At 59.8% G+C, this 18,876-nt stretch carries 21 protein-coding genes; 11 read left to right on the top strand and 10 right to left on the bottom strand.

Features of this window, described 5'->3' with window-relative positions; genetic code table 11:
- The first annotated feature begins 76 nt into the window (after positions 1-76).
- On the top strand, positions 77-1,276 hold the full coding sequence (locus ACYZUD_RS31965) for an MFS transporter (protein WP_462021771.1): 1,200 nt from the start codon (positions 77-79) through the stop codon (positions 1,274-1,276).
- Here ACYZUD_RS31965 and arfB read toward each other — a convergent pair.
- Together arfB and ACYZUD_RS31955 are read right to left on the bottom strand one after the other, a co-directional pair.
- Entirely contained in the window at positions 1,273-1,686 is a 414-nt protein-coding gene (arfB, locus tag ACYZUD_RS31960) for an alternative ribosome rescue aminoacyl-tRNA hydrolase ArfB (protein ID WP_462021770.1), read from the bottom strand. The genes ACYZUD_RS31965 and arfB overlap by 4 nt on opposite strands.
- A 239-nt stretch (positions 1,687-1,925) precedes the next feature.
- Positions 1,926-3,338, bottom strand: coding sequence for an amino acid permease (locus ACYZUD_RS31955; protein WP_462021769.1), 1,413 nt, complete (start codon positions 3,336-3,338; stop codon positions 1,926-1,928).
- Between the two features lie 929 nt (positions 3,339-4,267).
- On the opposite strand from ACYZUD_RS31955, the gene ACYZUD_RS31950 reads away from it, so the two are divergent.
- Positions 4,268-4,405: a hypothetical protein gene (locus ACYZUD_RS31950; RefSeq protein WP_010461921.1), complete on the top strand. Its 138-nt coding sequence runs from the start codon at positions 4,268-4,270 to the stop codon at positions 4,403-4,405.
- Positions 4,406-4,473: 68 nt separating this feature from the next.
- Positions 4,474-5,439 carry a leucyl aminopeptidase gene (locus tag ACYZUD_RS31945; RefSeq protein WP_462021768.1) on the top strand — a complete coding sequence of 322 codons (966 nt, stop codon included), beginning with the start codon at positions 4,474-4,476 and terminating at the stop codon, positions 5,437-5,439.
- A gap of 196 nt (positions 5,440-5,635) precedes the next feature.
- Here ACYZUD_RS31945 and rluB read toward each other — a convergent pair whose 3' ends face one another.
- From rluB to ACYZUD_RS31915, 6 genes are all read right to left on the bottom strand, one after another.
- Positions 5,636-6,904, bottom strand: a complete 1,269-nt coding sequence (rluB, locus tag ACYZUD_RS31940) for a 23S rRNA pseudouridine(2605) synthase RluB (protein WP_462021767.1) — start codon at positions 6,902-6,904, stop codon at positions 5,636-5,638.
- 145 nt (positions 6,905-7,049) lie between these two features.
- Positions 7,050-7,241 carry a DUF1289 domain-containing protein gene (locus ACYZUD_RS31935; protein ID WP_462021766.1) on the bottom strand — a complete coding sequence of 64 codons (192 nt, stop codon included), beginning with the start codon at positions 7,239-7,241 and terminating at the stop codon, positions 7,050-7,052.
- Between the two features lie 144 nt (positions 7,242-7,385).
- Complete coding sequence (gene scpB, locus ACYZUD_RS31930) at positions 7,386-8,360, bottom strand: SMC-Scp complex subunit ScpB (protein ID WP_462021765.1); 975 nt, start codon at positions 8,358-8,360, stop codon at positions 7,386-7,388.
- An 11-nt stretch (positions 8,361-8,371) separates the two neighbouring features.
- Positions 8,372-9,070: a segregation and condensation protein A gene (locus ACYZUD_RS31925; protein ID WP_461988683.1), complete on the bottom strand. Its 699-nt coding sequence runs from the start codon at positions 9,068-9,070 to the stop codon at positions 8,372-8,374.
- 120 nt (positions 9,071-9,190) lie between these two features.
- Positions 9,191-9,820, bottom strand: a complete 630-nt coding sequence (locus ACYZUD_RS31920) for an L-threonylcarbamoyladenylate synthase (RefSeq protein WP_462021764.1) — start codon at positions 9,818-9,820, stop codon at positions 9,191-9,193.
- Between the two features lie 13 nt (positions 9,821-9,833).
- Positions 9,834-10,697 (bottom strand): PHP domain-containing protein, encoded by an 864-nt coding sequence (locus ACYZUD_RS31915; RefSeq protein ID WP_462021763.1) that lies wholly within the window; start codon positions 10,695-10,697, stop codon positions 9,834-9,836.
- Between the two features lie 87 nt (positions 10,698-10,784).
- Between ACYZUD_RS31915 and ACYZUD_RS31910 the strand changes: the two genes are divergently transcribed.
- The 6 genes from ACYZUD_RS31910 (at position 10,785) to ACYZUD_RS31885 (ending at position 15,127) form a co-directional block, all read left to right on the top strand.
- Complete coding sequence (locus tag ACYZUD_RS31910) at positions 10,785-11,381, top strand: septation protein A (RefSeq protein ID WP_462021762.1); 597 nt, start codon at positions 10,785-10,787, stop codon at positions 11,379-11,381.
- Between the two features lies 1 nt (position 11,382).
- Entirely contained in the window at positions 11,383-11,682 is a 300-nt protein-coding gene (locus ACYZUD_RS31905) for a YciI family protein (protein WP_462021761.1), read from the top strand.
- Between the two features lie 109 nt (positions 11,683-11,791).
- Positions 11,792-12,205 carry a translation initiation factor 2 gene (locus tag ACYZUD_RS31900; protein WP_462021760.1) on the top strand — a complete coding sequence of 138 codons (414 nt, stop codon included), beginning with the start codon at positions 11,792-11,794 and terminating at the stop codon, positions 12,203-12,205.
- Positions 12,206-12,212: 7 nt separating this feature from the next.
- Positions 12,213-12,890: a response regulator transcription factor gene (locus ACYZUD_RS31895; protein WP_027922300.1), complete on the top strand. Its 678-nt coding sequence runs from the start codon at positions 12,213-12,215 to the stop codon at positions 12,888-12,890.
- Positions 12,891-13,167: 277 nt separating this feature from the next.
- Entirely contained in the window at positions 13,168-13,614 is a 447-nt protein-coding gene (locus ACYZUD_RS31890; RefSeq protein ID WP_462021759.1) for an LTXXQ domain protein, read from the top strand.
- 172 nt (positions 13,615-13,786) lie between these two features.
- Positions 13,787-15,127: a sensor histidine kinase gene (locus ACYZUD_RS31885; RefSeq protein ID WP_462021758.1), complete on the top strand. Its 1,341-nt coding sequence runs from the start codon at positions 13,787-13,789 to the stop codon at positions 15,125-15,127.
- 112 nt (positions 15,128-15,239) lie between these two features.
- Here the strand turns inward: ACYZUD_RS31885 and ACYZUD_RS31880 are convergent, their stop codons facing one another.
- Positions 15,240-15,806 carry an NAD(P)H nitroreductase gene (locus ACYZUD_RS31880; RefSeq protein WP_462021757.1) on the bottom strand — a complete coding sequence of 189 codons (567 nt, stop codon included), beginning with the start codon at positions 15,804-15,806 and terminating at the stop codon, positions 15,240-15,242.
- 121 nt (positions 15,807-15,927) lie between these two features.
- On the opposite strand from ACYZUD_RS31880, the gene ACYZUD_RS31875 reads away from it, so the two are divergent.
- On the top strand, positions 15,928-17,382 hold the full coding sequence (locus ACYZUD_RS31875) for a TrkH family potassium uptake protein (RefSeq protein ID WP_462021756.1): 1,455 nt from the start codon (positions 15,928-15,930) through the stop codon (positions 17,380-17,382).
- On the opposite strand, the gene ACYZUD_RS31870 is transcribed toward ACYZUD_RS31875, so the two are convergent.
- Positions 17,339-18,400: an AraC family transcriptional regulator gene (locus ACYZUD_RS31870; RefSeq protein ID WP_462021755.1), complete on the bottom strand. Its 1,062-nt coding sequence runs from the start codon at positions 18,398-18,400 to the stop codon at positions 17,339-17,341. The genes ACYZUD_RS31875 and ACYZUD_RS31870 overlap by 44 nt on opposite strands.
- A 160-nt stretch (positions 18,401-18,560) precedes the next feature.
- Here ACYZUD_RS31870 and ACYZUD_RS31865 point away from each other — a divergent pair, with 160 nt between their 5' ends.
- A complete protein-coding gene (locus tag ACYZUD_RS31865; RefSeq protein WP_462021754.1) occupies positions 18,561-18,872 on the top strand; it encodes an Mpo1-like protein in 312 nt (103 codons plus the stop codon).
- The last annotated feature ends 4 nt before the right edge of the window (positions 18,873-18,876 follow it).

Here is an 18,876-nt window from a genome sequence, read left to right as displayed (position 1 = left end):
TTTTCCACGCCCCGCGGCCCTTTGCGCCGCTATCATAAGCAGCCTATCTATACTGCTTTCCCGTGGATCTTTGCCCATGTCTGAACACCAGCGCCCCCTGGCGGTCACGCTGCAAGTCGTTTCCATCGTCCTGTTTACCTTCATCGGCTACCTGAATATCGGCATTCCCCTGGCCGTGTTGCCGGGCTACGTCCACAGCGACCTCGGTTTCGGCGCGGTGATCGCCGGCCTGGTGATGAGCGTGCAATACCTGGCCACCCTGCTCAGCCGTCCTTACGCCGGGAAAATCATCGACAACAAAGGCAGCAAACTGGCGGTGATGTACGGCCTCGCCGGTTGCGGCTTGAGCGGTGTGTTCATGCTGATTTCAGCCTGGACCCAGAGCCTGCCGATGTTGAGTTTGATCAGCCTGTTGATCGGCCGTTTGGTGCTAGGCAGCGCGGAAAGCCTGGTGGGTTCGGGTTCCATCGGCTGGGGCATCGGCCGGGTCGGCGCCGCCAACACCGCCAAAGTCATCTCCTGGAACGGCATCGCCAGTTACGGCGCACTGGCCGTCGGTGCACCGCTGGGGGTGCTGTTGGTCAATCAACTGGGCTTGTGGAGCATGGGCGTGAGCATTGTGCTGCTGGCCGTTTTGGGTCTGGTGCTGGCCTGGCCGAAAACCGCCGCGCCGATTGTTGTCGGTGAACGCCTGCCGTTCATGCATGTGCTGGGGCGGGTGCTGCCTCACGGTTGCGGCCTGGCGCTGGGCTCTATCGGTTTTGGCACTATCGCCACGTTCATCACGTTGTATTACGCCACGCAACACTGGGACAACGCGGTGCTGTGCCTGAGCCTGTTTGGCGCCAGTTTCATCGGTGCACGACTGCTGTTCGGCAACCTGATCAACCGCCTCGGCGGCTTTCGCGTGGCGATTGCCTGCCTGTCAGTGGAAACCCTGGGGCTGTTGCTGTTGTGGCTGGCACCGGACGCCCATTGGGCATTGGCCGGCGCGGCATTGAGCGGTTTCGGATTTTCGCTGGTGTTCCCGGCGCTGGGCGTGGAAGCGGTCAACCTGGTACCGGCCTCCAGCCGTGGCGCGGCGGTCGGGGCTTATTCGCTGTTCATCGATTTGTCGCTGGGGATTACCGGACCCTTGGCGGGTGCGATTGCGGCCGGATTTGGTTTTGCCTCGATCTTCCTGTTCGCCGCCCTCGCCGCTTTGAGCGGCTTGATGCTGAGCGTCTACTTGTACCGCCAGGCGCCAAAGCATCGTGAACAGAGAGACGCCCGCTAGAAATCGACCTTGCCGCGTCCGGCCTTGATGCTGCCGCGCTTGGTCTTCGATTCGAGCCGACGCTTCTTCGAACCCAGGGTTGGCTTGGTCGGGCGGCGTTTCTTTTCAACCTTCGTGGCGCTGAGAATCAACTCGGTCAGCCGCTCCAGCGCATCGGCGCGATTGGCTTCCTGCGTACGGTATTGCTGGGCCTTGATGATCAACACGCCTTCGCTGGTGATGCGACTGTCACGCAGCGCCAGCAGTCGTTCCTTGTAGAACTCGGGCAAAGACGAATTCGGAATGTCAAAGCGCAGGTGCACAGCACTGGAGACCTTGTTGACGTTCTGCCCACCGGCGCCCTGGGCGCGGATGGCCGTCAACTCGACCTCGGCATCCGGCAGATGCACATTGTTGGAAATCACCAGCATGGAAAAGGGGTCCGCGTTTGGGGTTCATCAGGATACCCGAATAGCCTGAAGGACAATGCGGGCCATTGTGGGAGCGAGCCTGCTCGCGATAGCAGTGTGTCAGGCAAAATTGATGTCGACTGACACGACCTCATCGCGAGCAGGCTCGCACCCACAGGTTTTCAGTGTGGCCCTGAAATGATGAATCAAGCACAAAAAAACCCGGCATATGGCCGGGTTTGTTGTTTCTGCGTGCTGCGTTATTTCACGCCAGCCTGCAGCGCATGCCGGGCGCTGCGCTTGTTCTTGATGCCGTAGCAGATCCACATGAACGCAACCCACACCGGAATCGCATACACCGAAATCTGGATCCCCGGAATCAACAGCATCACACCCAGGATGAACGCCACGAACGCCAGGCAGATGTAGTTCCCGTACGGGTACCACAGGGCCTTGAACAGCGGCGTTTGTTTAGTCTTGTTCATGTGCTGGCGGAACTTGAAGTGCGAGAAGCTGATCATCGCCCAGTTGATCACCAGGGTGGCCACCACCAGCGACATCAACAGTTCCAGCGCGTTTTGCGGGATCAGGTAGTTCAGCAGCACCGCGATCAGCGTCACCGCTGCCGACGCGAGGATCGAACGCACCGGCACGCCGCGCTTGTCGATCTTCGCCAAGGCTTTCGGCGCATCGCCTTGCTCGGCCATGCCCAGCAGCATGCGGCTGTTGCAGTAGGTGCCGCTGTTGTACACCGACAACGCCGCGGTCAGGACCACGAAGTTGAGGATGTGCGCGGCGGTGTCGCTGCCGAGCATCGAGAACACCTGCACGAACGGGCTGCCGCTGTAGGAATCACCCGACGCGTTCAGGGTGGCCAGCAGGCTGTCCCATGGTGTCAGCGACAGCAGGATGACCAGCGCACCGATGTAGAAAATCAGGATCCGGTAGATGACCTGATTGATGGCTTTCGGGATCACGGTTTTCGGTTTGTCGGCTTCTGCTGCGGTGAAACCAAGCATTTCCAGGCCACCGAAGGAGAACATGATGATCGCCATGGCCATCACCAAACCGCTGACGCCGTTCGGGAAGAAACCGCCGTGGGACCACAGGTTGGTCACCGAGGCTTGCGGGCCGCCGTGGCCGCTGACCAGTAGATAACTGCCCAGGGCAATCATGCCGACGATCGCCACGACCTTGATGATCGCGAACCAGAACTCGGCCTCGCCAAAGACTTTGACGTTGGCCAGGTTGATCAGGTTGATCAGCACGAAGAAACCGGCTGCCGAGACCCAGGTCGGGATGTCCGGCGCCCAGTAGTGGATGTATTTGCCGACGGCGGTCAGCTCCGACATGCCCACCAGAATGTACAGAATCCAGCAGTTCCAGCCCGACAGGAATCCGGCGAAACCGCCCCAGTATTTATGGGCGAAGTGGCTGAAGGAACCGGCCACCGGCTCTTCGACAATCATTTCGCCGAGCTGGCGCATGATCATGAAAGCAATGAAGCCGCAGATGGCGTAGCCGAGGATCATCGACGGGCCAGCGGATTTCAGTACGCCGGCCGAGCCAAGGAACAACCCGGTACCGATCGCGCCACCGAGGGCAATCAGTTGAATATGGCGATTTTTCAGGCCGCGTTTCAGCTCGCCTGAATGCGAGTTTTGTCCACTCATGAAAAGGGTCTCACGCAAGGTTTGATGATGTTCGTTAGACGTTGCTGCTCGGTTGCGATTTCAAGCAGCGCCGATCAAACCCCAGCGCAGGCACCAGGAGTTCAGCGTATTTACAACAGTCATGCGTCACCTGTTTGTTTTTATCTGTGACGAAATCGAACCCGACACGCTCGTGACGCGACGGAGTGAACAAGGCGGATAGCCTTGAAGTTTGCGCAGATGCACAGGAGGTCACAGTTAAAACGCGGCGCATTGTACACCTGTAACCCCCTGCTGCCAGACACCGCTGGATCAGCGCGTCGGTTGCCGGGATTGCCTGTGTCCGCCCCGAACGTCTCGGGCGGCTGCAAAAAGGGAGTCAGACCTTTGCGGGTCATTGACGGGGACGGCGGAAAAATCGCCCCACGGGGAGAGATGGTCATGAGTCACGGCGTACATTGCGCCTCCTTCTTGTTATGCACCTGCACGACAGGCATGGGGCGCATCTCACCCTTCAACCGCGGCTGAAACAAGCGCGCCAGAGCCCTGCGCCAAGGTCAGACGGCTCACAGTCGGCAGATTTTCCTTACACCCTTCCGTAAACGTCAATCCATGGGGTTCGGTCCGGGTTTTCGTCAGCAATTCTTTACAGCGCGTAACGTAAATTTTCCGAATCAGATCGGGACGCGGGCTGACTGCAAATTGACGGCAGGAAGTTTCCTAAGGAAAAGGTCGAGTTAGTTTTTTGTTTTCTATTAATAAATTGCCGCTCAAAAAACGGAATAAAAAGTTCAAACAAATCTCATTTAATTATTTTTTTGCAATTTAAAAACCTCTGAACTAGGTTTCCAGCGACTTGCCGAGACGCATCGACCGGCAGGTTGGTGATGTATTCACTGATTGAAAACAACACCGCTGCACTTACTGAAAAGTCATCTAGGAGATTCACAATGCAAGCACTTGAAAAAGACTTGGAAACTGAACTGCAACTGGACGATTGGTTTGAAGCACCGACCCATGAAGCCGCCGTTGAAATGATGCAAGCCGACGCGGTTGTTCCGTTCGGCACGGCGATGTGGCCTTTGTAAGACATCCCGGCAGGTACGGTCCGGCCGGTTGTGCCTGCCACTTTTCACGGTTTGTCAGGGAGGACTACATGGATAAGCAGCGCGCCATCTCGCATTTCCTTTACTACCTCGAACACCACCCGGCCCTTGTCGGAATCAACCCGGCGAAGGTTTTGCTTGGCCACACGGCGGATTATGAACCGCTCACCGGCGCCATCGCCGAACACGCCGGTAACAGCCCACGGTTCAGCTTCAGCGCCATGCGCCTGGACCTCGAACCCACGGCATTGCTGGCCCAGGCAATTGCCGACAGCGATCTGTACATTTTCTTCTACGACTCGTCCACCCTGCCTACCCCACGCCCCGAAGGCCCGGAGTTTGTCCGAGCGTTGCAAGGCGTCATGGCCGAGAACTGGAAGAAATCGCTGCTGTTCAAGGATTACGGCAATTACTTCTACGACACTTTCAGTGTTACCCCGCAGCGGATTGCCGGGTTGAATAGCCACTTGATCCAACGCATGTCTCACGCGACGACGTTAAGTTTCAAAGATGATCACGGCTCGTGGTTCGAAACGCCGATGCATAGCATCAAGAAGTGGACCGATATCAACGGAGTCGGCAACTTTGACCTGGCGCCCGGTGAAATTGCGACGCACAGCGAAGCGATTAACGGTCAGGTGAAGTTCATGGGGACGTTCCTCAGCACGATTCCGTTTGCCCGCAAGTACGGGGTGCTGGAGTCACCGCTGGAGTTGTGGATCGAGAACTCGACCATCAGCAAAATCGCCACGGATGTTCCGGGCCTGGAGCATGACTTCAACAAATACCTGGACGCCAATCCGTCGAATCGGCGGATCGAGGAGTTGGGGATTGGCACCAACGAAGGGGTGAAGGCGTTGTATGCACGCAATGCCGGGTTCGAGGAGCGCCATTGTGGGCTGCACCTGGGATTGGGCGGCGGCGCGAAGGGTAGCCATCATCTGGACCTGATCTTCTCCAGCGGCGTGTTGGCGCTGGATGATGAGCCGGTGTTTGATGGGCGGTTTGTCTTCTAGCGCTAACCTGAGGTGATGCGGATGGCGCCTTCGCGAGCAGGCTCGCTCCCACATTGATCACTTTTTCATGAAACAACCCGGTCACCTGTGGGAGCGAGCCTGCTCGCGAAGAGGCCCTGACATTCACCACATCACTGAAGCCAGACGAAAAAAAACGCCAACCCGAAGGTTGGCGTTTTCATGTGGCGCTTACCGATTACTCAGGCTTGCGACGACCAAAGCCCGGACGCTGGCCGGAGCCGGCTGGCGCACCGCGGCGTTTGCCCGATGGTGCGTCACGGTCGACCAGGACGATGCCTGGGCGTTTCTTCGGCGCAGGCTTGGCCGGGCGCTTGGAATCAGAAGGACGGTCTGCCACTGGCGTACCGCGACCCGCTGGAGCACCGCGATCGCTACGACCGCCACTTGGCGCACCGCGACCTTCGCCACGCTCAGTGCGACCGTTGGCCGGACGCGGAGTGCGAGGACCGCGTTCACCATCAGCACGTGGCGCTGCTGGTTTACGGGCCGGACGCTCACCTTCGATCTGCGGCTCACGTGGAGCACGCGCACCGGCTGCCGGAGCACCGGCGGCTGGACGCAGCGTGCGCACGCGCTCGGTCTTGCCCACCGGACGGGACGATTTACGCTGCATACGCTCAAGCTTGTCTTTACTCTTGGCGTTCATTTGCGGCATGGCCACCGGGGTCAGGCCGACTTCAGCACTCAGAATATCGACTTCGTACTGGCTCATTTCGCGCCAGCGGCCCATCGGCAGGTCGGAGTTGAGGAACACCGGACCGAAACGTACGCGCTTCAGACGGCTAACCACCAGGCCCTGGGATTCCCACAGACGACGGACTTCGCGGTTGCGACCTTCCATCACCACGCAGTGGTACCAGTGGTTGAAACCTTCGCCGCCTGGCGCCTGCTTGATGTCGGTGAACTTGGCCGGGCCGTCTTCGAGGACGACGCCTGCTTTCAGACGCTCGATCATCTCGTCATCGACTTCGCCACGTACACGTACCGCGTATTCACGGTCCATTTCGTAGGACGGGTGCATCAGGCGGTTGGCCAGTTCACCGTCGGTGGTGAACATCAGCAGACCGGTGGTGTTGATGTCCAGACGACCGATGTTGATCCACCGACCTTCTTTCGGGCGCGGCATCTTGTCGAACACGGTCGGACGGCCTTCAGGGTCGTCACGGGTGCAGATCTCACCGTCGGGTTTGTTGTACATGATCACGCGGCGTACCGACTCGGCGGCTTCTTCGCGCTTGATCACCTTGCCATCGATGGTGATGGCGTCATGCAGGTCGACGCGCAGGCCGAGGGTGGCGTCTTTGCCATTGACCTTGATGCGGCCGTGGCTGATCCAGGCTTCTACGTCACGGCGCGAGCCGACGCCGATACGGGCGAGGACTTTCTGCAGTTTTTCGCCTGCGGGGCCGATTTCCTGGTCGTCTTTCTGGTCGTTGATACTCATCTGGGCACCTCCCGGTGTAGGTCTGTTCAGGCGTGGCCTGAAGCGATGTAAATCTGGGTACTTGGGCAAATGGATCGCCGAAGGGTCGCGAATCATACGCTCATGGGAGCGTTCGCGCATCAGAGACTAGCTGATGGAGGCAAGGTTATTTGCTTTTCCGCCGACCGGTGGCGCCAAGCTTGATCAACCGTAGCGACGCTTTGGCCAGCACCGTGCGCTTGTCGGCCTTGTCGAGTGTCTTCCAGGCCTTGATCTCGCGCTTGCTGCGGCCACAGCCGAGGCAGATGTCGTCGGTGAATTTGCAGACGCTGATGCAGGGGTCTTTGGTTGAGCTCATCAATAACTCCAGGCAAACCCGATCACTGTGGGAGCGAGCCTGCTCGCGAAGAGGGAGTGTCAGTCGACATCATATTGGCTGACACGCCGCCTTCGCGAGCAGGCTCGCTCCCACAGTGATCGGGTTTGCCCACAGGATTTGTGGTCAGTCGTCGAATTCGCGGCGTTCGGCTTCGATCGCTTCGGCGAGAGCCCGGGCTTCAGCCTCTTCGTCACTCAACTCAGGCTCGGGTTTAGGCTGTTCGAGCGCGGCAACGGCGGCCAGAAGTTTTTCTCGAGCTTCAGCGACACCAAGCACGTCATCTTCAAGCTCTTCTTCGACAGTAGCTTCTGGCTCGACCGGAATTTCAGCTTCGATCTCAGGCTCCGACTGCTCCAGAACCTCTTCGGTCTGCATCACCTCGCCATCGCGCAGAATGTCGTCAAAGTCAGTCTTGATCCCCTCTTCCATGGTGTCCAGTTCCAGCAACAGCGTGTGGAAACTGGTTTCTTCCTTCGGCTCTTCCGGCTCGGCACTGGCATCCGCCAGTTCCTGCAACCCGGCCGGCACCGGCGCGTCGTCGAAATCAAGCACTGGATCAGGTTCCAGCTCACGCAGTTCAGCCAGGGGCGGCAAATCGTCGAGGTTCTTCAGGTTGAAGTGATCAAGAAAGGCCTTGGTGGTGGCGAACATCGCTGGTTTGCCGGGCACGTCGCGGTAGCCAACGATGCGAATCCACTCACGTTCCAGCAAGGTTTTGACGATGTGACTGTTGACCGCCACGCCCCGCACGTCTTCGATCTCGCCCCGGGTGATCGGCTGGCGGTAGGCGATCAGCGCCATGGTTTCGAGCATGGCGCGGGAATAGCGTTGCGGACGCTCTTCCCACAATCGCCCGACCCACGGCGAGAACTTTTCGCGGATCTGCAGGCGATACCCGGAGGCCACTTCCTTCAGCTCGAAGGCGCGGCCGTCGCAGGACTTGGCCAAAATAGTCAGCGCTTTCTTGAAGACCGGCGGCTCCGGCCGCTCGCCCTCTTCAAAGAGTTCGAACAGGCGTTCAAGCGATTGCGGTTTTCCCGAGGCCAACAGGAAGGCTTCAAGCAGTGGCGCCAGCTCGCGGGGTTCAGTCAGGTTCATGATTCAACTCGTTATTCGGCTCGGGCCCGGACATGGATCGCCGCGAACGGCTCATTCTGCACCAGCTCGACCAAGGATTCCTTGACCAGTTCGAGGATCGCCATAAAGGTCACTACCACCCCCAGACGCCCTTCTTCAGCCGTGAACAGCTCGACAAAGGGCACGAAACCGCCGCCCTTGAGCCGTTCCAGCACATCGCTCATACGTTCGCGGGTGGACAGTGCCTCGCGACTGACCTGGTGACTTTCGAACATGTCGCCACGGCGCAGCACCTCGGCCATGGACATCAGCAACTCTTCCAGACTCACGTCCGGCAACAGCTTGCGCGCCCGGGCTTCCGGGGCATCGAGCTTGGGCACCACCACGTCACGACCGACGCGGCTCAGGCCATCGATGCCTTCGGCAGCCGCCTTGAAGCGTTCGTACTCCTGCAAGCGACGGATCAGTTCGGCACGCGGGTCGTCTTCTTCGTCTTCAATCGTTTCGGCGCGGGGCAACAGCATCCGCGACTTGATCTCGGCCAGCATCGCGGCCATCACCAGGTACTCGGCGGCCAGCTCCAGGCGCACCGACTGCATCAACTCGACGTAGCCCATGTACTGGCGGGTGATTTCCGCCACCGGGATGTCGAGGATATTGATGTTCTGTTTGCGGATCAGGTACAGCAGCAGGTCGAGGGGGCCTTCGAACGCTTCAAGGAAGACCTCCAGAGCATCCGGCGGGATGTACAGGTCCAGCGGCATTTCCATGACCGCCTGGCCATAGACCATGGCGAAGGGCAGCTCTTGCTGGGCTCCGGCCTGACTGTCGACGGGTTCTACTGCTGACATCTAGGCCTCGGCCATGAACGGCGCAGGGTCGCCGCAACCGACGCGGATCACTTCCGGCTCGCCGTCGGCGAGGTTGATCACGGTGGACGCCTTGATCCCGCCGAAACCGCCGTCGATGATCAGGTCGACCTGATGCTCGAGCAACTGGCGCATTTCGTAAGGATCGCTCAACGGGTCGGTGTCACCGGGCATGATCAGGGTCACGCTCATCAGCGGCTCGCCGAGTTCTTCGAGCAGCGCCAGGGCAATCGGATGGGCCGGCACACGCAGGCCGATGGTGCGTTTTTTCGGGTGCAACAACAGCCGCGGGACTTCGCGGGTGGCGTTGAGAATGAAGGTGTAAGGCCCCGGCAGGTGAGCCTTGAGCAGGCGGAACGTGCCGGTGTCGATCTTGGCGAACAGCCCGAGTTGCGACAGGTCGCTGCAAATCAGCGCGAAGTTGTGCTTTTCATCCAGCTGACGCAATCGGCGCACGCGCTCCACGGCATTCTTGTCGCCGATCTGGCAACCAATGGCGTAGGACGAGTCTGTGGGATAAATCACCACCCCGCCTTTGCGAATGATCTCGACAGCCTGTTTGATCAGGCGCGCTTGCGGGTTTTCCGGATGAATCTGGAAAAATTGACTCACATTCTCTACCTGTTCAGACGGCGGCAATAATTGGGTCATGTTTGAATCGACACCACAGTGGTGGCAGATCCTCCGGGAGCGGGCGGTATTCGCCGATCTCGGACCAGCCTCCAGGGCCATGAAAATCACTGCCGGCGCTGACCAGCAGACCGAACTCGCGGGCAAGAATCGCCAGGCTGCCCACTTGCTCGGCGGGCTGATGGCCATTGACCACTTCGATCGCGTGGCCCCCTGCTTGAATATAGTCAGAAATCAGGCGGCGACGCTTGCTACGGGTGAAATCGTAGTGCCAGGGGTGCGCCAGGCTGACCCAGGCTTTCGCGGCGCGCAGGGTTTCGACGGTGTCTTCCAGGGTCGGCCAGTGTTGCTTGACGTCCCCCAGCTTGCCGGCGCCCAGCCATTTGCGGAACGCTTCGGCGCGATCTTTGACGAAACCTTCGCGCACCATCCAGTCGGCAAAATGCGGACGGGCCGGCGCATTGCCGCTGTCGCCCAGCGCCTGCTGAATCCTGCGTGCGCCTTCGAGCGCCCCCGGCATGCCTTTCAACGCCAGCTTGCGGCTTATTTCTTCGGACCGTAGCCAGCGGCCATCGTGCAATTTGGCAATGGCCTCGACCAACGGCGCGGCATTCACATCAAATCCGTAGCCCAGCACATGAATGGTTGCGCCACCCCAGGTGCAGGACAATTCGACGCCGTTGACCAGTTGCATCCCCAGCGCGGTCGCCGCACTGCGGGCTTCTTCGAGGCCCTCGAGGGTGTCGTGATCGGTCAAGGCCAGGACTCGCACGCCTTTCTCGAACGCACGCGCAACCAGAACTGCAGGCGCGAGAGTGCCATCGGAGGCGGTGCTATGGCAGTGCAAATCGACATTCACGGGGATGTGTTACCTCAAATCAGCTGACGCTATCGCGCGCCCATATGTTTGTTATTATGCCGCCACATCCTGCTTCTGGCTGCCACTGTGAAACAATTCATCGATTTCATCCCGCTCCTGCTGTTTTTCATCGTCTTCAAAATCGATCCACGGGTCGTCGACATTGCCGGTCACGAGGTCACTGTAGGCGGTATCTACAGCGCCACCGCGATGCTGATCATCAGCTCCCTGGTGGTCTACGGCACGCTCTACATCAAGCAGCGCAAGCTGGAGAAGAGCCAGTGGCTGACCCTCATCGCCTGCCTGGTCTTCGGCAGCCTGACCCTGGCGTTCCACAGCGAGACCTTCCTGAAATGGAAAGCCCCGGTGGTCAACTGGCTGTTCGCCCTGGCGTTCATCGGCAGCCACTTCGTCGGTGACCAGTTGCTGATCAAACGCATCATGGGCCATGCACTGACCCTGCCGGACCTGGTCTGGACGCGCCTGAACATCGCCTGGATCGCGTTTTTCCTGTTTTGCGGTGCCGCCAACCTGTTCGTCGCGTTCACGTTCCAGAGCTACTGGGTCGACTTCAAGGTCTTCGGCAGCCTGGGCATGACATTGCTGTTCCTGATCGGCCAGGGCATCTACCTGTCCCGTCATTTGCACGACGCCGATACCACAACGCCAAAAACCGAGGACTGACATGCTTTACGCAATCATTGCCACAGACGTCGCCAATTCCCTGGAAGCCCGCCTGGGCGCACGGCCTGCACACCTTGAGCGCCTGCAAGTGCTCAAGGGCGAAGGTCGTATCGTATTGGCCGGCCCACACCCGGCGGTCGACAGCAATGATCCGGGCGCTGCGGGTTTCACCGGCAGCCTGATCGTCGCCGAGTTCGATTCCCTGGACGCCGCCCAGGCCTGGGCCGACGCCGATCCGTACATCGCCGCCGGCGTCTACGCCAGCGTTTCGGTCAAGCCGTTCAAGCAAGTCCTGCCGTAGTCTTCTCCCGCGCGATGAACCTTGTCGGTTCATCGCGCGCTCAATCGCTCATTATTCTCGTTTACCGGCCGATAACCTGCCCAATACTCGATTGGAATCAGGAGCTCCGATGCGCAAAGGTCCGTTGTGTCTGATGTTGGTCACGTTGTCGATCGTGGCGCCCGCCCACGGTGAAGAAAGCGCCGAGGGCTATCATTCGACGCCTCTGTCCTTGAGCGCCGGCGGCCAGATCACCGAGTTGCAGCAGCGCTTGAAAGAGAGCGAACGGCAACGGGAAGAACTGAGCAAACAATTGCAAAATGCCGATGGCGAGCGCGAAAGCGTCCAGTTGGCCCGGTTGCGCCAAGAGAACCAGCGCCTCAAGCTGCAACTCAAGGAAGCCCAGGCCAGCAGTCCGCTGCCGCGTCTGTTGACCGATCAGCAGCAGTGGTTCGTCATCGGGGCCGGAGTAGCGCTATTGGCCTTGCTCTGCGGAATCTTCGCCAGTGGTGCAAGTCGAAAACGTCGACAATGGCTAAATTGAGTGAGTCATGAGCGAGCTGTTATTAATTGATGATGACCAGGAGCTGTGTGAGCTCCTGAGCAGTTGGCTGAGCCAGGAAGGCTTCCAGGTTCGCGCGTGCCACGACGGCCAGAGCGCCCGTCGCGCGCTGGCCGAAACGTCCCCCGCCGCCGTGGTGCTGGACGTGATGCTGCCGGACGGCAGCGGTCTGGAGTTGCTCAAGCAATTGCGCAGCGATCACCCGGACTTGCCGGTGCTGATGCTCTCGGCCCGCGGCGAGCCCCTGGACCGCATCCTCGGCCTGGAACTCGGTGCCGACGATTACCTCGCCAAACCCTGCGACCCACGGGAACTGACAGCCCGCCTGCGCGCGGTGTTGCGCCGCAGTCATCCGGCGGCAGTGTCCAGCCAGCTCGAACTGGGCGACCTGTGTTTCAGCCCGGTGCGCGGCGTGGTCAGCATCGATGAACAGGAGTTCACTCTCACCGTTTCCGAAAGCCGCTTGCTCGAAGCCCTGCTCAAACAGCCCGGCGAGCCACTGGACAAACAGGAACTGGCGCAAATCGCCCTCGGTCGCAAGCTGACCCTGTACGACCGCAGCCTGGACATGCACGTCAGTAACCTGCGCAAAAAAATCGGCCCACACCCCGATGGCCGCCCGCGCATCGTGGCCCTGCGTAGCCGCGGTTACTACTACAGCCTCTGATTCCCGACACGATCCCTCTTGGGACATGCATTCGCCCCGTAGGAGCTGCCGAAGGCTGCGATCTTTTGATTTTGCTTTTTAGCTGCCTTAAAAGATCAAGATCAAAAGATCGCAGCCTTCGGCAGCTCCTACAGGGTGTGTGTGAATCAGCGGATTTGTCAGGACGGCACGAAATCGTCTTTACCCAAGCTTTACGCTCCGCTGACCGCCGCTGACCTTGATCTCCGTAATCTGTACTCATCCGGAACGTACCGGGAACGAGACAAGGAGATTCACCATGCGCAAGACTCTTATCGCTCTGATGTTCGCTGCCGCCCTGCCGACCGTTGCCATGGCCATGCCTGAAGGTGCCGGCCCTATGGGTCCGATGGACGGCTCGCGCCACGGCGGTCAGATGCACGGCATGCACGGTAAAGGCCCGTACAGCCAACTGGACCTGAGCCGCGAACAGCGCGAGCAGATCCGCAAGATCATGGGCGAGCAGATGCACTCGCGTAAGCAAGTGGTCGACAAGTACTTGGAGAAACTCTCGCCAGCCGACCAGAAAGCCATGAAAGACGAAATGGCGGCCAACCACAAAAAAGCCGAAGCCGATGTGCGGGCTCTGCTGAAACCGGATCAACAGAAGCAATTCGACGAGATCCAGAAGAAACAGGCCGAGCGCCGCGCCGAATGGGCCGAGTTCAAGGCCTGGAAAGCGCAACAGCCGCAAAAAGCGCAATAATGCGTTAACCCCGCTCTAACGGATGATTCCGCTGGGGCGGGTGTCACTCAATTTAATGTGGGAGCGAGCCTGCTCGCGATAGCGTTCTTTCAGACACGTTGATGTTGAATGTGCCGACGCTATCGCGAGCAGGCTCGCTCCCACATGGTTTGCGTTTGTCTGAGGATCTTCTGTGCGCTCATTGTTCTGGCGTATTCTGGCCAGCTTCTGGCTGGCCATCGCTCTGGTTGCAGGGCTCTCCATTCTGCTGGGGCACATGCTCAACCAGGACGCGTGGATTCTCAGTCGTCACCCGGGCCTCAACACCCTGGCCGAACAGTGGACGCAAACCTACGAAGCCCAGGGTGAAGAAGCGGCCCAGGACATCCTGGAACAGCGCAAGCGCCAGTATCACATCGATGTTCAAGTGCTCAACGAAAGCGGCGATCCAGTGGTGCGCGGCACCTTTCCCCGTCGCGCGGCCGCCTTCGAAGCTCGGCAGAACAACGACGATCGGCGCCTGCCATGGCGTCGTCTGACCGATGAATACACCAGCACAAAAACCGGCGACACCTACCTGCTGATCTACCGGATTCCGCACCCGGAACTGGATGCCTGGCACCGCGAAAGCCTGCTCTGGCCGCTGAGTGCATTGGGCATCGCGCTGGTGGTGCTGACCCTGTTCAGTCTGCTCGTGACGTTGTCCATCACCCGTCCACTCAGCCGCTTGCGCGGCGCGGTGCATGATCTGGGGCAAACCACCTATCAGCAGAACAGCCTGGTAAAACTGGCCAACCGTCGCGATGAATTCGGCGTGCTGGCCAACGACTTCAACCGCATGGGCGCGCGCCTGCAAAGTTTGATCGGCAGTCAGCGACAACTGCTGCGTGACGTGTCCCACGAGCTGCGCTCGCCCCTCGCCCGACTGCGCATTGCGCTGGCATTGGCCGAGCGGGCCAATCCTGAGGAACGGGAAAAGCTCTGGCCGCGCCTCACCCGTGAATGCGACCGACTGGAAGCGCTGATCAGCGAAATCCTGGTACTGGCGCGGGTCGATGCCGACAACGCCAGCGCTGAAGAAGTGGATCTCAACGCTCTGCTCAGCACCCTGCAAAAGGATGCCCAGCTGGGTTCACCCGATCAGGACGTGTGCCTCGAGGCCGAGCCGCAGCTGAACCTCAAAGGCTGGCCGACAATGATTGAGCGGGCCGTGGACAACCTGCTGCGCAATGCCCAGCGATTTAACCCCGAAGGGCAATCGATAGAAATGCAGGCGTCACGTCAGGGTGAGCGGATTGTAGTCAGCGTGCGAGACCATGGGCCGGGTGTGGATTCAGAGCATTTGAGCCAGTTGGGTGAGCCGTTCTATCGGGCGCCCGGGCAGTCCGCGGCAGGACATGGCTTGGGGCTGGCCATTGCGCGTCGTGCGGCGGAGCGACATGGCGGGAGCCTGGTGTTGGCCAATCACCCGGATGGCGGGTTCATCGCCAGCCTGGAATTACCGTTGATGCCTGGGGCCGTGGTTCAACCGTAAGAGCAGGGGTGATGCAAAAAGATCGCAGCCTCGTTTCACTCGTCAGCTCCTACAGAGTACACATAACCCTGTAGGAGCTGACGAGTGAAACGAGGCTGCGATCTTTTGATCTTCAGGCCTTACCGGGCCAGGCGCTGACGAACTCAGCCAGGTCGACTTTTGCGGCCACGCGCGGTTCATTCTGCGGCGTCCCGAGGTAAAGAAACGCGATCACCTCTTCCCCTTCCGCCAACCCCAACCCTTTGGCCACATGCGCCGAATAGGCCAGGTCACCGGTGCGCCAAACCGCGCCAATGCCTTGCGCGTACGCCGCCAGCAAAATCCCGTGAGCCGCGCAACCAGCCGCCAGCCGTTGTTCGGACTTCGGGTATTTGACGTGATCCTGCAAACGAGCAATTACCACAACCACCAACGGCGCACGCAGCGGACCATTGCGCGCCTTGTCCAACGCCGCCTCGGTCACGTCACTGTCTTGCAGCTTCGCCGCTTCAGCCAGCAACTCGCCCATTTGCTCGCGCGCCGCGCCTTCGACAGTCAGAAAGCGCCATGGCTGCAAGTGGCCGTGGTCAGGTGCACGCATCGCGGCGGCAAACAGCACTTCACGTTGTTCTGCGGTGGGTGCCGGTTCGAGCAGTCGTGGAACGGAAACACGGTTGAGCAAAGCGTCGAGAGCCTGCATCGGCCACCTCCTGAAAAAATGTTTGGCTATTCTAGCTGCAAGTGCCGCAGAGGTGCCGGTTTACATGCCCTGCCCCACAGGTAGAATGGCGCCCTTCCCACTATCAGCCCGAGCGGACTTCATGGCGTTGCCGACCTTACGTCTCATTGGTTTCATCATCGGCATCTTCCTGATCACGCTGGCTATTGCCATGGTCGTACCCATGGCCACGCTGGTGATCTTCGATCGCACCGGCGACCTGCCGTCGTTCCTCTGGGCGAGCATGATCACCTTTGTCGCAGGCCTGGCCCTGGTCATCCCCGGACGCCCCGAGCATGTACACCTGCGCCCGCGAGACATGTACCTGTTGACCGTCAGCAGCTGGCTGGTGGTGTGCATCTTCGCCGCGCTGCCGTTTCTGCTGACCCAGCACATCAGCTACACCGACTCGTTCTTCGAAAGCATGTCCGGCATTACCGCTACCGGCTCGACGGTACTCAACCATCTGGACGACATGTCCCCCGGCATCCTGATGTGGCGCTCATTGCTGCACTGGATCGGCGGCATCGGTTTTATCGGCATGGCGGTAGCGATTCTGCCACTGCTGCGCATCGGTGGCATGCGGCTGTTTCAGACCGAGTCGTCAGACCGTTCCGAAAAAGTCATGCCCCGTTCGCACATGGTGGCGCGTTTGATCGTAGCGGCCTACGTCGGCATTACCATTTTCGGCAGCCTGGCGTTCTGGTGGGCCGGGATGAGCCCGTTCGATGCGATCAACCACGCGATGTCGGCGATCTCCACCGGCGGCTTCTCGACCTCCGACCTGTCGCTGGCCAAGTGGAAACAACCGGCAGTGCACTGGGTGGCGATCGTCATCATGATTCTCGGCAGCCTGCCGTTCACCCTGTACGTGGCAACCTTGCGCGGTAACCGCCGGGCACTGATCAAGGATGAGCAGGTTCAAGGCTTGCTCGGCATGTTGCTGGTGACGTGGCTGGTGCTCGGCACCTGGTACTGGTGGACTACCCAGCTGCATTGGCTGGAAGCCCTGCGGCATGTGGCGCTGAACGTGACTTCGGTGGTGACGACGACAGGCTTTGCGCTGGGGGACTACAGCCTGTGGGGCAATTTCTCGCTGATGCTGTTCTTTTATCTGGGCTTTATTGGCGGCTGTTCGGGATCGACCGCCGGCGGGATCAAGATTTTCCGCTTCCAGGTCGCCTACATCCTGCTCAAGGCCAACCTTAACCAATTGATTCACCCGCGCGCGGTGATTAAGCAGAAGTACAACGGTCACCGCCTCGACGAAGAGATCGTGCGTTCGATTCTGACCTTTTCGTTCTTCTTCGCCATCACGATCTGCGTGATCGCGCTGTTGCTGTCGCTGCTCGGTGTCGACTGGATGACCGCCTTGACCGGCGCGGCCAGCACCGTGTCCGGCGTCGGTCCGGGGTTGGGCGAGACCATCGGCCCGGCGGGCAATTTCGCCACCCTGCCGGATGCCGCCAAGTGGATTCTCTCGTTCGGCATGCTGCTGGGCCGGCTGGAGATCATTACGGTGTTTGTTCTGTGTATACCGGCGTTCTGGCGTCACTGACCGGATTCGGCGCTTCCATCAGCCGCACCCGGTACTCACCAGGAGTGGCGTCGAACCAGCGTCGGAAGGCGCGGAAGAAATTGCTCGGATCGGCGAACCCCAGCAGGTAGGCAATTTCCAGCAGGGTCATGCTTGGCTGCGCCAGATACTGCTCGGCCAGTTCGCGCCGGGTATCGTCCAGCAATGTCTGAAAACTCGTGCCCTCTTCCTGCAGGCGCCGCTGCAACGTCCGTTGCGACAGGTGCAACGTCTGCGCCACGGTATCGCGCTTGGGTTCGCCCTGGGGCAGCAAACGGCACAACACCTGCCGCGCCTTGTGCGTCACGCGACTCTCGGAAAACCGCGCCAGGTATTCACCGGCAAACCGGTCATGCAGCAGCGCCATGGCTTCGTTGGCGGTGGGCAGCGGCGCTTCCATGTCGGCGCGCTCGAAAATCAAGGCGTCATAAGGTGCGTTGAACACCAGCGGCGCATGGAAGGCTTGTTTATAGGGTTCGAGATCGACGGGCTCTTCGCCCTGCACCAGTACCTTGCGCGGGTGCAGCGTGCGCCCGGTCAGCCAGCCGCACAGGGCCAGCGCACAGGCCAGTGACGCTTCGGCACTTTGCCGGGTCGGTGGCAGGTGATCGCCATGGACCGTCAGAATCAGCGCGTAACCCTCATCCAGCAATCGGAAACTCAGGTCGGCACTTTCGGCGATGATGCGCTGATAACGCACCAGCCGTTGAAAGCCTTCGGCCAGCGTCTGGCTGGACATCAGGGCATAACCGGCCACATGGAAGGAAGCCGGTCGCACCACCTTGCCCATGTTCAGGCCAATCGCCGGGTTGCCGGACAGCTCAACCGCGCGCTGCCAGAGCCTTGTCATGGAATCTTGCGGGAAGCGCGCATCCGGATCATCCAGTGCTGCGTAGTCGAGCCCCAGTTGCTTGAACAGTACCCGGCAATCCAGGCCGTCCATCTCCAGTGCTTTGACAATCCCCATCGCCCAGCTTGCAGAAGTCGTTCGTTCGCTCATGGCGTTTACTTACATGGTGAGCCGCATGCTACGGCCAATTTCCGAAGGATACTAAAGTGGCGCCTATTGTCACTGGCTGATGCCAATGATCACTCTAGACTCAAATAAGCTACCCGCAGAACAACTTGCCGTCAGAACAATAACCACAGAGATCGCAGTCGTGGAAAACCTCAAACGATTCAACAGCTTCGCTGAGTTTTACCCGTATTACCTCAGCGAACACAGCAACAGCACCTGCCGGCGATTGCACTTCATTGGCACGACGCTGGTTATTTTCATTCTGGTCCTGACCATCGGCAAAGGCGCCTGGCTGTGGTTACTGGCCCTTCCGCTGGCCGGTTACAGCTTCGCCTGGGCCGGGCATTTCTTCTTCGAGAAGAATCGCCCTGCAACCTTTCAGTATCCGTTTTACAGCCTGCTCGGCGATTTCGTCATGTACCGCGACATGATTCTGGGCCGTGTGCCGTTCTAGGCCC

The organism is Pseudomonas sp. XS1P51 (genome assembly GCF_054897845.1).
This window is presented reverse-complemented; position numbering and strand designations above follow the sequence as displayed.